Here is a 12,182-nt window from a genome sequence, read left to right as displayed (position 1 = left end):
TTCTATGACGTTAATTCCTGTCGTACTTCTCACTGGCTGTCCAGGTTCAGGGGACAGATTAAAAGCTGACGAAACCACTAATATCTCCGAGTGAGTTCAAAGATATGCTTTTTAGTACAAGAAGCCGTAAATTTGTATCCAACCCTTATCGCTATCAACCCAAGAGGCACGCCAGCTTAACAACTATCTGTTAACCTCACCCCGTCACTCACTTTAAAAAAATAACCGGTTATGCGTTCCGCCAAGTTTTTATACATTCGCCGATAATAGACAGTATATCGTTCAATATATTCTTAGCTCCACGACCCATCAACGTCCACCAAGCAGTGCTGTCACAGAGATTGAGGTTTCAGCCGGGTAGGTTAACACCTTCAGACTTACTAAGAGTGAAATCACTCGTTTGGGGGATGAAAACCTGCATCAATAAGCCGCTGAGGAACAGCCTGCGAGAGAGTATAATAGTTTTATTTGGGGACCCAGAAGCTTAGCTACACCATTTTTTGGGTAAGCCTATCTGTAGCGGGTCGGCTTTTCAAGCAATACGCACACTTTCTCACATAGCTGACTTCGCCATTTTTTCAGTGGACGCACCATAGCCATAGCCTCCGCAACCTGCCTATCATAATCACGCAGCGTCAGTGAACCGCCACACAGCTGTTTCACCCTGTACATCGCCGTTTGCGTTATCAGGCGGTGGTTGTAATCTGTTGCCTGCTTCCATCGCGCATTATTGCCGGTAATTCGCTGATTCGCTACGGCACGATTACAGTCTGAGTAATCAACCAGCCAGTAAGCCGCTCTTTTTCGGGAAGAGATTAGTGCACTGATTTTTTACGTCGCAGTTCATCGTGGCATAGCAGGGTATCGTAGTTGATTAGGGTTTTATTATAGGTATGCCAGTGGGTGATTTTGAATTTCTGCTTTGCCACGGAACTGCCTGCGTTGTCAGGGAGTACGAGATCAGATCCTTCAATTCTGCAAAAATTCGATTTATTCAACAAAGCTGCCTTATCGATGATCCCCCACCCGGCTAAATGTCGGATGTTTTTTACGACTTGCTATAGGTTTTTGTTATTTTTCCGTTAACATCGATATTAAATTCAAATCGATATTTTTTTCCATTTATTGCGTAAACCAATCCGTAATCGGCATTATTTACTAATTCTATCTTTATACAGGTATCGGGATATTTTTTAGCTATACCATCCTCCATAACTAATGGTGGATGATAATTATTTACAGAATAACTTAGCATATAATAATCTAAAATATCTCCGGATTCTGACGCAATACAAATAGAATTTTTAAGCACAACAGCATCACCTTTATCACGGAAAACTAACCTATCACCAACGCAACCCGATAGGAAAAAAAGAATAAACGATAAATATACATATTTCATCACAGAGGAAATCCGCCAAGGACCTTCTGATATTTTACAATCAAAGATTTTTTAGGCTCCGTGTTATCGTAATTTACGTAATTGACTATTCGTTTAAAACCGTTAAAACCGAACCGGATAAGTAACCAATAATCCGCGACAATACTCGCCTGTTGCTCCATGGGATAACTAGATAACATTTTTCTATCAAGATCGTATTTGTAATTTACCGCCCAAGAAACTAAACCGCGAATTTTGACATTCATACCGCGCTGATATTGCCAAATATGCATCATTTCATGCATGAACAAATGCTGTAAATCTATTAAATTTTTCGAATAATCATCACGATAAACGTTAGTTTCAAACCATATTTCGCCGTTCGGGGTCATCGCAGTGTTATTTTCCTGCATACCGAATGGTAAGTAGCTACCGTGATGAACCCATATCCGATTGTATTGGATGCTTTGACCATATAACTCCATTGCCAGGCGAATTTCACCCGTAGTTAATAATCGCAAACCACCTCTTTTAAGCATAGGGACTCCTTCCCACAAACATTTAACCATTCCCGTTTAACCTATATCATAAGGCTTTTATGCCCAAGGTATTATGGATCGACCTCGAAACTTTCAGATAAGTGCCCATGAAAAACGGAACCCATGCCCACACCGAAAAGGTAGTGATCATGCTGTTTCCCCTGGGCGATTGATAGTGACCCTATACAGGTATGGCATGTTAACGCGAATACAAAAATCCCTCGTGAACTCCGACTCGAGCCCGAAAATCCTGATGTGCTGATTTACGCCCACAATAGCCATTTTGACCGCACTATAATAGATCACGCCATACCGGGCCTAACAGCTAGTGGCGTCGAGCGCTGGCGGGATACAATAGCAGGCCGTTGGCACACGGCCTGCCGGGTACGCTGGTCGATCGGTGTGCCATTCTCAGTGCTTCACAGGATGAAGCCAAGAATAAGGTCGGTAAGCAACTGATCCAGCTATTCTGTAAGCCTCGCCCTAAAAACAGCACTATCCGCCAAAATACACCCTGTCGAGTGGCGGCGATGAGTTGAATACGCCGGGCAGGATATCGATGACATGCGCGAGATCGACAAAAAGCCACCTGGCTGGAATTCCTCAGGTCAGGAAATGGCGCTCTAACACCGGGATCAGCGCATTAATGATCGTGGCGTATTCATGGACGTGCAGCTTGCAAGGGTAGCGGTGAGATAGAACAGAAGGTTCTAGCCAAACGAGCATGGGAACTCATGGGCAGCGAGGTGCCGGTGGCAACACAGCGTGACGCCATGCTGAAGCACATAGCAGATGCTTTTGATCTCGAACTACCCGATATGTAAGCCAGCACCTTGCAGGGCTACAGGTTTGGATTCTTGAACACCTTTTGGGGTTGACAACCGTTAGCTTGAGTATGGTTTTTACTACCGTAGCACAGATTCACATGTGTGGGCTTGTGTGCGGCGGCTTACCCCCCTCCCTTCGTTCTAAAACGCCCAAAAAACCATCATTATTGGGCTTTTCGGGGTTCTGTGTTAGAGTGCGCGGCATTGAAATTCCTTATCCTATGGCCCATCGCGAGATAGGCTCGCACATGAGGATTTTTAGGGTGATGATTTCGGTCTGTGTTGCGGTTTTGTGTTACGCAAGTGAGTGTGTCAGTGCTTTATACTGTCCGAATCCACAGGTAACCAACCATCGCAGGGAATGCAGTACTATATAACCAATTGATTATAGAAGATAAAAAGGTAATTTATTGAAGTGGCTTTACTAATTACGAAACGCTGTATCAATTGTGATATGTGCGAACCAGAGTGTCCTAATCAGGCCATCGCGCTCGGTACAGAGATCTATGAAATCGATCCGACCCGTTGCACTGAATGTATCGGACATTACGACGCACCGACCTGCCAAAGTGTATGTCCTATCACACATACGATCATTCAGGATACTGAGTGGCAGGAAACTCGTGAACAACTATGGGAAAAGTTCGTAATGCTTTACCCATAATTACCAAAATTTTTTTACTCACTCTCAAAAATAACTGTCGCACAGGCGTAGCGGCGTTCATCCGCAAGGGTTACATGGTGATGCTTTATCTGTAATTCCTCAGCCAGCACGGCAGCTTGTCCAAGTAATCTTAAACACGGCTTACCGAGAGGATTATTAAAGACTTCAAATTGATTAAATGCTAATCCGTTACGGATCCCCGTCCCGAACGCCTTCGCAGCAGCCTCTTTCACCGCAAAACGTTTCGCCAAAAATCGTACTGGCTGGTGGTGCTGCTGATACTGTAACCATTCACTTTCGGTCAAAACACGTTTTGCTAACCGGTCACCTGAACGTTCTATCACCTGTTCGATACGGGTGATCTCGACAATATCAGTCCCCAGCCCCACGATAGCCATTAGCGTCGAGCATCCTGTAAGCACTGTTTCATCTCGCGTACGGCATCTGACAGTCCACTGAATAGCGCACGGCCGATTATCGCGTGCCCAATGTTAAGCTCGTAGATCTCTGGTAACGCTGCAATAGCTTGAACGTTATGGTAAGTCAGTCCGTGACCGGCATTCACTTTCAAGCCTTTCGACGCCGCGTAGCTCACTGCCGCCCGGATGCGTTCTAACTCGTTTTCAATTTCCTGAGGATCCTGTGCTTGTGCATAGGCCCCGGTGTGGATCTCGATAAAAGGCGCTTTTGCTGCGACGGCTGCATCAATTTGTTGAACATCGGGGTCGATAAATAATGACACTAAAATCCCCACTTGCTGTAAACGGGCTACCGCGTCATTCATTTTACTCTGCTGCCCTGCAACATCTAGCCCCCCCTCCGTCGTCACTTCTTCACGCTTTTCGGGGACTAAGCAACAAAAATGCGGTCGAGTTTGGCAGGCAATAGCAAGCATCTCTTCGGTTACCGCCATCTCCAAGTTCATTCGGGTCTGGATAGTTTGGCGAAGCAGCGCAATATCGCGGTCAGTAATATGTCGGCGGTCTTCGCGTAGATGTACCGTGATACCATCGGCTCCCGCTTGTTCTGCAACAAACGCGGCTTGTACTGGATCAGGATAGTGCGTACCTCGAGCGTTACGAACCGTGGCAATATGGTCGATATTAACGCCTAAATAAACTTCCGCCATGCTAAACCTCGTAGATATTCACAAAAATAAAAGGGGATCACATCACTCTTCCGGCTTAATGGCAGGTAGCTGGAATTGACGAAAGAGTGCTTGGCTTTTTAGCGGACGCCCGCCTAAATAGGGCTTCAACGCCATTCGAGTAAAGCGTTTTGCCGCCCGTAGTGTATCAACTTCTGGGAACTCACGCTGATAAAACGCCCGCAACTGTCGTCCAGTGAAGGTCTGCGCCGTTGGCATAATACTCGCAATAAAACCACGCTCTTGGCGATAGTTATAGGTCATTTCATCACTGACTTCTTCTCCGCTTCCCGCGCAGTGTAGGAAATCGACGCCGTAACCCAAATGGGATAACAGCGCAAATTCGAAGCGGCGTAAGACAGGTTCTGCGGAGGTATCGAGTGCGGCGAGCGATTGTAAGCAATGAAGATAATCGAAAAAGAGGGCCGAATGGCCAATCTCCTGCCCGAGGACTCTCATCAACAGTTCGTTGACATAAAGTCCGCAGTAGAGATAAACACCACTTAAGGGTAGTCCCATTGAAACAGGCTCGGCACTACGTAGTGTCTTGACTTCCCCTTTACCACTCCAACGCATGAGAAGTGGCGTAAAGGGTTGCAACGCACCTTTGAGGTTAGAACGACGTGAGCGAGCCCCTTTGGCTAATACCGTGACTCGCCCATCACTTTCGCTGAAAATCTCAAGCAGCAGGCTCGTTTCGCTATACGGACGAGCATGTAATACAAAGACGCGCTGCCAGCCCTCCATCAGTTAGTGATCGTCGGAATAGCCTAAGCTACGCAGCGCACGCTCATCATCTGCCCAGCCGGACTTCACTTTCACCCATAGCTCTAAGTGAACGCGGGATTCAAACATATCTTCCATATCACGGCGTGCTTCGATACCAATGGTTTTGATCTTAGTCCCTTTATTACCGATAACCATCTTCTTCTGGCCTTCGCGCTCGACCAGGATCAGACCGTGAATATCGTAGCCCCCCCGCTCATTTGTCACGAAGCGCTCGATCTCGACGGTCACCGAGTACGGTAATTCAGCCCCTAAGAAACGCATTAATTTTTCGCGAATAATCTCTGAGGCCATAAAGCGTTGTGAGCGATCGGTCACATAATCTTCAGGGAAATGATGATCCGCTTCCGGCAATGTATTATGCACTATACGCGCGATAGCATCGACGTTCTGCCCGGATTCAGCACACAGGGGTACCACATCGGCGAAGTTCATCTTCTGACTAATCTGCTGAATATGCGGCAGTAAAATGGTCTTATCTTGGATATTATCGATTTTATTAATCGCTAAAATAACCGGCACTTTTACCGATGTTAATTTATTTAATACCATCTCATCGTCGTCAGTCCAGCGCGTGCCTTCGACAACGAAAACGATAAGCTCAACGTCACCGATAGAGCTGCTAGCAGCACGGTTCATGAGACGGTTAATCGCACGCTTTTCTTCAATATGCAGACCCGGGGTATCAACGTAAATAGCCTGATATGCCCCTTGAGTATCGATGCCCATAATACGATGGCGCGTCGTTTGCGGTTTGCGTGAGGTGATCGAAATTTTCTGACCCAATAATTGGTTCAATAAAGTTGATTTACCGACATTCGGACGGCCGACAATTGCGATAAAACCGCAATGGGTTGCTTGTTCGCTCATTCAATTCCTAACTTAGTCAGTGCTTGCTCTGCAGCAGCCTGTTCTGCTTTGCGGCGGCTAGAACCAATGCCAACTACCGCTTCATTCATACCACTCACTTGGCAGTGAATCGTAAATTCTTGATCATGGGCCTCTCCCCTCACCTGTACCACGAGATAAGCCGGTAGAGGTAAGTGACGCCCTTGCAGGTATTCCTGCAAACGAGTTTTAGGGTCTTTCTGTTTATCGCCTGGGCTAATTGCTTCTAACCGTGACTGATACCAGTTGAGGATTAATGTCTCGGTTTTCTGAATATCGCTATCTAGAAAAATCCCACCAATTAATGCTTCGACGGTATCTGCAAGAATTGACTCGCGGCGAAATCCGCCACTCTTAAGTTCGCCCGGGCCTAAGCGTAAGCATTCGCCGAGCTCAAATTCCCGCGCCATCTCTGCCAAGGTGTTACCTCGTACCAGCGTTGCACGCATGCGGCTCATATCACCTTCGTCAACGCGCGGGAATTGACAATACAATGCGTTGGCAATTACATAACTTAAGATCGAGTCACCTAAAAACTCTAAACGTTCGTTATGTTTACTACTCGCACTGCGATGCGTCAATGCTTGTTGAAGAAGTTCTGGATGAGTAAAAGTGTAGCCTAATTTACGCTGCAGCTTGTTTGTAAGAATGGGGTTCATGCTGTTCCAATTATTCTTTGCGTAGGTTAATTGCACATGAAACAGGGCTGGTAGCAACTCACGGTTTCATGTGCAGTAGTGAAAGTTTAACGTAATGGGCCCATCCTTGGGCCCGATATCACTTAATGGATACCGCCAATACGGCTTAATCTTACGCCCGTTGGCCATTTGCCTTCTTGCTTATCGAAGCTCATCCAAATAGCGACGGCTTTGCCGACTAAGTTTTTCTCTGGGACAAACCCCCAATAACGGCTATCAGCGCTATTATCACGGTTATCACCCATCATGAAATACTCTCCAGCGGGTACCACCCATGTAGACTGCGATTGGCCGTCTTGCTGGTAGTAAGCATCCACTTGGCTTTGCGCTTGGTTAACCAATAAAATATTATGCGTTACGTTGCCGAGCGTTTCTTGGCGTTCACCAAGTTGCAGCCCGCCGGGTAACATACCCGCTTTAGAGATTTGATAAAAGCCATTACCGACTTCGTTGCCATCAAAACCACTAAAAGTTTGTAGGAAATCGCTCTTTTCCATAGCCGAGTAAGTCACCGCAACGGGATTCTCACAATGACCTGCGCCACATCCTGGCGTCACCGTAACAGTTTTACTGTCGGGATCGAAAACAATTTTATCCCCCGGCAAGCCCACCACACGTTTGATGTAATCGACGGAAGGATCTTTCGGATATTTAAAGACCACTACGTCACCACGTTTTGGATGCCCTGTTGGGATCAATGTCGTCTGGGTAATCGGATCTTTAAGCCCATAGGCAAATTTTTCCACTAGGATAAAGTCGCCAATCAGTAACGTCGGCATCATCGAACCAGAAGGGATCTGGAAAGGCTCATAGATGAATGAACGTACAATGAAAACCACTGCTAGTACCGGGAAAACCGATACAGAGGTTTCGACCCAGCTTGGCTGACGTGCAACACTATCCAGCGCCGATTTATCGAGTGGGCTAGCTGCCTGGTCTTGCGCATGTTGACGCTTAACGCGTCGCGCAGGCGCCCATTTAAATTTATCAAGACACCAGACAATACCGGTGAGTAGTGTCGCAAGCGCCAAAATCAGTGCAAACATATTTGCCATGACTAATCCTTTTTAATTAATCTTTACCAACATGCAAAATTGCTAAGAAGGCTTCTTGCGGTAATTCAACATTACCCACTTGTTTCATACGCTTCTTACCGTCTTTTTGCTTCTGCAACAGTTTCTTCTTACGGCTAACGTCACCACCATAACATTTCGCAATAACGTTTTTACGCAATTGTTTAACGGTGGAACGCGCAATAATATGGTTACCGATGGCGGCTTGGATTGCGATATCGAATTGCTGGCGAGGAATGAGCTCACGCATTTTCTCGACGAGATCACGCCCACGCGATTGTGAATTATCACGGTGGGTGATTAGCGCCAAGGCATCCACGCGCTCGGAGTTGATCATCACATCAACACGCACCATGTCAGAATTTTGGAAACGCTTAAAGTTGTAATCCAGCGATGCATAACCGCGCGACGTCGACTTGATGCGGTCAAAGAAGTCCAGTACGACTTCCGCCATTGGGATCTCATAGGTCAACGCGACTTGATTGCCATGATAAACCATGTTGGTTTGCATTCCGCGTTTCTCGACGCAAAGTGTAATAACGTTACCTAGGTACTCTTGAGGTAACAGCATATGGCATTCGGCGATCGGCTCGCGCAATTCCTCGATGTTATTCAGCGGTGGCAATTTAGCCGGACTATCGACGTAGAGCGTCTCGCCGCTTGTGGTAATCACCTCATAGACCACTGTCGGTGCGGTAGTAATAAGGTCAAGGTCATACTCACGCTCTAGACGTTCTTGGATGATTTCCATGTGCAGCAGGCCAAGGAAGCCACAACGGAAACCGAAGCCCAGGGCTGTCGAACTTTCTGGCTCATAGAATAATGAGGCGTCGTTCAGACTTAATTTGCCTAACGCATCGCGGAAGTTCTCATAATCGTCGGAGCTTACAGGGAATAGCCCTGCATAAACCTGCGGTTTAACCTTTTTGAACCCCGGTAAAGGCTTATCAGCCGAGTGCTTCGCCGCGGTGAGAGTATCGCCGACTGGCGCACCAAGGATGTCCTTGATCGCACAGACCAACCAGCCCACTTCCCCGCTCCGTAACTCATCACGGTCAACGCGTTTCGGTGTGAAGATACCTAGACGATCGGCGTTATAGACCTGCCCGGTACTCATTACCTTAATTTTATCACCCTTGCGTAACACGCCGTTTTTGACACGTACTAAGGAAACAACCCCCAAATAATTGTCGAACCAGGAGTCAATAATCAAGGCTTGCAATGGTGCATCAATATCCCCTTCCGGCGGTGGGATATCACGTACAAGGCGTTCTAGTACTTCAGGAACGCCAAGTCCAGTTTTCGCCGAGCATCTTACCGCATCGGTTGCATCGATGCCGACGATGTCTTCAATCTCTTGTGAGACACGATCCGGATCCGCAGCAGGCAGGTCAATTTTATTTAAGACTGGAACGACTTCAAGATCCATATCTAATGCGGTGTAACAGTTGGCAAGGGTCTGAGCTTCAACCCCCTGTCCTGCGTCAACCACTAGAAGCGCACCCTCACAGGCAGCAAGAGAACGTGAAACTTCATAGGAGAAGTCAACATGCCCCGGCGTATCAATGAAGTTAAGTTGGTAAATTTCGCCATTTTGCGCGTGATAGTCGAGGGTCACACTCTGTGCTTTGATGGTAATACCACGTTCGCGCTCAAGATCCATTGAATCCAGAACCTGCGCGGCCATTTCACGATCACTTAATCCGCCACAGGTTTGAATTAGGCGGTCAGATAAAGTGGATTTTCCGTGGTCGATATGAGCAATGATGGAGAAATTTCTAATATTCTTCATTTCCGGGGATTTTTTCATAGTTTCCTGCAAAAATTTGTTCAGGTGGACACATAAATGGACCCATGATGCATGTACCCACTTTTTTACTGCGAAGCATATTACACGACCACGGCAAAGACGTCAGCATATCAACAGCCTTGGACAGTTTTTTTTTAAGGCAATATGTGGCAAAGCGAGCGAAATGGGGAGTGAGCAAACCGCTTGAGGTCATACGGTTTACTCGATAAAACGACTTAATTATGAGGCCGTATGCGAAGAATGGACAGGATCAACGCGTAATTGATCTGGACCAAGCGCGACGGTTAAGATTATTGGCTGGAATGAGTGCTTATCGCCCATCATTTTAGAAAGATATTTTGCGACAAAGAAGCCGCCTACTCCTCCCAATAATGCGCCGCCTGCGCTCGCTAAATCGGCGTTAAACCAGTACTGCATTAATCCAGCACCGATAAACAGTCCAACGAGTGGCGTGATATAAACCATCAATGCAGAGCTTAACAGGCTACTCTCTTTAATGCCGAGTTCAATACGCTGTCCGGGCTGGAGCGGTTTATCACTACTGATCTGCATAACGTGCGCGTCTTTAGGACCAAGTTTATTAAGCATCTGGCTGCCACAGCCTTTACGCGCTGAGCAGCTGTTACACGTCGTTTTAGCTTCGGTATGCAGCGTCGCAATACCGTTATCCCATGCGACGACCGTAGCCCATTCTCTCATCATTGTTAATTACCTGTATTAACCGTATCCGCAATATGCTTCGCCGTATCATGAGGTAGCTCACCAACGACGCTAATTTCTTTATTATTGCGTATTTCAACGTAAAGCGTACGACGCCCAGTGCTATAAGATTGCGGAGGAGAAGCTTGCGTTACAGGCGAGACGTTTACCGTAAAAGTGAATAGCCCATCTGAATAGAGACGAGATTCGATAGTTTTCGCTAAAGCGGGAACGTGCCGCTGACTTTGTGAGAGCGCTATCGCCCCCGCGGGTAGCCAGCCAGCGGTCCAACTCAACTTTGTATGAGCGTTTTTAGGTAATGACGTCATCTCCGGAGGAAGTTGAGCATCCACGAGTGGCGCCATAACTTGTTGAATCTGGTCGTCCACGGCAAAATCAATAACCTGAAATTGCTCAATAGTCTCACCCTCTTGCGAGAGAAGATCGGCACGCAGCGGAAGCGATGTCGTGCTGTCTAACCAAACCGCATAACTGAAACGTGACCCATCCTTCGATACAATCCGTACCACATTACAAAGATGATCGGCGACGCGGGATCGTCCGACGCTGATAAAGTCGTAATACTCTTTTAGACGAGCGAAATTAGCAAAAAGTATCGAGGGCAAACCATCTATTATATGCTCACCGGGAAGTGTGAACGGATCAACCCCGGAGCTTGCATCAAAATAACTAATGGCATGATTGCGCTGAATCACTTCACGATGCGGGCCATCCATCTGCAATAGCTGTGCGAGAACCTGGTTGTTCATCACGGCGTGACGATAGCGTAAGGACTCTATCCCCTGCTCAGTGATATTGATATAGGAAAGCTGGTAGTTGAGCGAATCCACCGCTTTATCCATCTGTTCAAGCATCGCGAAAGGAGGAATAGCCTTGGTCGCTAGCGCATTCGTACCCTCGTCAGCAAAAAGGGCACAGGAATAGAGCAGGCTGCCGCAAAATGCGGCAGAGAGAAGCGTTTTTGCTTTCATTATTGATGAACAGTACCCGAATACTGTTGCTTATCAAGGATGGACGACGTAGGGGGTAGATTGTCACCATCGTTGAGCCGGCGCTGTAATTCGTAGTCTTGCAGCATCGCATTGATACGCGCGCGCTGTTCTTGAACTTGTCCCGTAGAAGACGAGGCTTCGAACATGTCACCTGGTACGCCGAGGCTAACAGGTGAAGCTTTCCCCATCATCGGCAGGGTATTAAATGCCGGGGTGTCTTGACTATCAGCTGAAGCAGAGTCGCCAGAGTGATTATACTGCTGTACACCGACGATGACCGCCATTGAGACACAGGCTGCCACACCTACTTGTGCCAATTGAGCGCCCCACCCACCTGTCTTAGAGAAAAAGCCCATTTTTCGCCAGCGAGACGGCGTAGGTTGCTCTTCTACAATAAGCGGCGTGACGGTGCTAGAAGCTGGCTCCTGAGCGATGGCTTCGGCAACCTTAGCAGCAATATCAAAATGAATGATTGGTGCAATATCACCCCGTAAAGTGTCACGGACTAAGTGATAGCGCTCCCAGCTAGCCTGTAACTCAGCGTCTTTAGAAAGTTCAGTGAGTAAAGATTGATCTAAGGCTTCGCCATCCATTAACGCGGAAAGTTGCTCTTTCTGCATACCTTAATACCCTTTAGGTAGTCACCCTGCGATGCGC

Annotated in this window: 15 protein-coding genes and 1 pseudogene; 2 read left to right on the top strand and 14 right to left on the bottom strand. The window is 47.2% G+C overall.

Annotated features, from left to right (window positions below; genetic code table 11):
- Window positions 1-510 precede the first annotated feature (510 nt).
- The 3 genes and pseudogenes from HGT70_RS16560 to HGT70_RS02970 form a co-directional block, all read right to left on the bottom strand.
- Window positions 511-869 (bottom strand): annotated as a pseudogene (locus tag HGT70_RS16560) (hypothetical protein); the annotation flags it as partial.
- Between the two features lie 179 nt (window positions 870-1,048).
- Window positions 1,049-1,402: a putative T6SS immunity periplasmic lipoprotein gene (locus HGT70_RS02975; protein ID WP_071431183.1), complete on the bottom strand. Its 354-nt coding sequence runs from the start codon at window positions 1,400-1,402 to the stop codon at window positions 1,049-1,051.
- Window positions 1,402-1,920, bottom strand: a complete 519-nt coding sequence (locus HGT70_RS02970; protein WP_071431185.1) for a type IV secretion protein Rhs — start codon at window positions 1,918-1,920, stop codon at window positions 1,402-1,404. The genes HGT70_RS02975 and HGT70_RS02970 overlap by 1 nt, the downstream gene beginning before the upstream one ends.
- A 365-nt stretch (window positions 1,921-2,285) precedes the next feature.
- Between HGT70_RS02970 and HGT70_RS02965 the strand changes: the two genes are divergently transcribed.
- Complete coding sequence (locus HGT70_RS02965) at window positions 2,286-2,459, top strand: hypothetical protein (RefSeq protein WP_214194850.1); 174 nt, start codon at window positions 2,286-2,288, stop codon at window positions 2,457-2,459.
- 64 nt (window positions 2,460-2,523) lie between these two features.
- Here the strand turns inward: HGT70_RS02965 and HGT70_RS16705 are convergent, their stop codons facing one another.
- Entirely contained in the window at window positions 2,524-2,646 is a 123-nt protein-coding gene (locus HGT70_RS16705; RefSeq protein ID WP_277753405.1) for a hypothetical protein, read from the bottom strand.
- A gap of 516 nt (window positions 2,647-3,162) precedes the next feature.
- Between HGT70_RS16705 and HGT70_RS02960 the strand changes: the two genes are divergently transcribed.
- Window positions 3,163-3,411, top strand: a complete 249-nt coding sequence (locus HGT70_RS02960) for a YfhL family 4Fe-4S dicluster ferredoxin (protein ID WP_214194849.1) — start codon at window positions 3,163-3,165, stop codon at window positions 3,409-3,411.
- 14 nt (window positions 3,412-3,425) lie between these two features.
- Here HGT70_RS02960 and acpS read toward each other — a convergent pair whose 3' ends face one another.
- From acpS to rseA, 10 genes are all read right to left on the bottom strand, one after another.
- Window positions 3,426-3,809: a holo-ACP synthase gene (gene acpS, locus HGT70_RS02955; protein ID WP_071431191.1), complete on the bottom strand. Its 384-nt coding sequence runs from the start codon at window positions 3,807-3,809 to the stop codon at window positions 3,426-3,428.
- The gene (pdxJ, locus tag HGT70_RS02950) at window positions 3,809-4,540 is read right to left on the bottom strand and encodes a pyridoxine 5'-phosphate synthase (protein ID WP_214194848.1); all 732 of its coding nucleotides are present in this window, start codon (window positions 4,538-4,540) and stop codon (window positions 3,809-3,811) included. The genes acpS and pdxJ overlap by 1 nt, the downstream gene beginning before the upstream one ends.
- 42 nt (window positions 4,541-4,582) lie before the next feature.
- Window positions 4,583-5,305: a DNA repair protein RecO gene (gene recO / locus HGT70_RS02945; RefSeq protein WP_214194847.1), complete on the bottom strand. Its 723-nt coding sequence runs from the start codon at window positions 5,303-5,305 to the stop codon at window positions 4,583-4,585.
- A 3-nt stretch (window positions 5,306-5,308) separates the two neighbouring features.
- A complete protein-coding gene (gene era, locus HGT70_RS02940) occupies window positions 5,309-6,214 on the bottom strand; it encodes a GTPase Era (protein ID WP_071431197.1) in 906 nt (301 codons plus the stop codon).
- Window positions 6,211-6,891, bottom strand: coding sequence for a ribonuclease III (gene rnc / locus HGT70_RS02935; protein ID WP_071431199.1), 681 nt, complete (start codon window positions 6,889-6,891; stop codon window positions 6,211-6,213). The genes era and rnc overlap by 4 nt, the downstream gene beginning before the upstream one ends.
- Before the next feature lie 122 nt (window positions 6,892-7,013).
- Window positions 7,014-7,985 carry a signal peptidase I gene (lepB, locus tag HGT70_RS02930; protein WP_214194846.1) on the bottom strand — a complete coding sequence of 324 codons (972 nt, stop codon included), beginning with the start codon at window positions 7,983-7,985 and terminating at the stop codon, window positions 7,014-7,016.
- Window positions 7,986-8,001: 16 nt separating this feature from the next.
- Window positions 8,002-9,795, bottom strand: a complete 1,794-nt coding sequence (gene lepA, locus HGT70_RS02925; protein ID WP_214195193.1) for a translation elongation factor 4 — start codon at window positions 9,793-9,795, stop codon at window positions 8,002-8,004.
- A gap of 237 nt (window positions 9,796-10,032) precedes the next feature.
- The gene (gene rseC, locus HGT70_RS02920; RefSeq protein ID WP_071431203.1) at window positions 10,033-10,515 is read right to left on the bottom strand and encodes a SoxR-reducing system protein RseC; all 483 of its coding nucleotides are present in this window, start codon (window positions 10,513-10,515) and stop codon (window positions 10,033-10,035) included.
- A gap of 2 nt (window positions 10,516-10,517) precedes the next feature.
- Window positions 10,518-11,504, bottom strand: a complete 987-nt coding sequence (rseB, locus tag HGT70_RS02915; protein WP_214194845.1) for a sigma-E factor regulatory protein RseB — start codon at window positions 11,502-11,504, stop codon at window positions 10,518-10,520.
- A complete protein-coding gene (gene rseA / locus HGT70_RS02910; protein ID WP_071431207.1) occupies window positions 11,504-12,145 on the bottom strand; it encodes an anti-sigma-E factor RseA in 642 nt (213 codons plus the stop codon). Before rseA ends, rseB begins: the two co-directional genes overlap by 1 nt.
- Window positions 12,146-12,182: the final 37 nt, after the last annotated feature.

The sequence above is a fragment of the Rosenbergiella collisarenosi genome (assembly GCF_018494085.1).
In the GTDB taxonomy this organism is placed as follows: Bacteria; Pseudomonadota; Gammaproteobacteria; order Enterobacterales; family Enterobacteriaceae; genus Rosenbergiella; species Rosenbergiella collisarenosi.
Note: the sequence above shows the minus strand (reverse complement) of the source record. Positions and strands in the feature narration are given on the sequence as shown.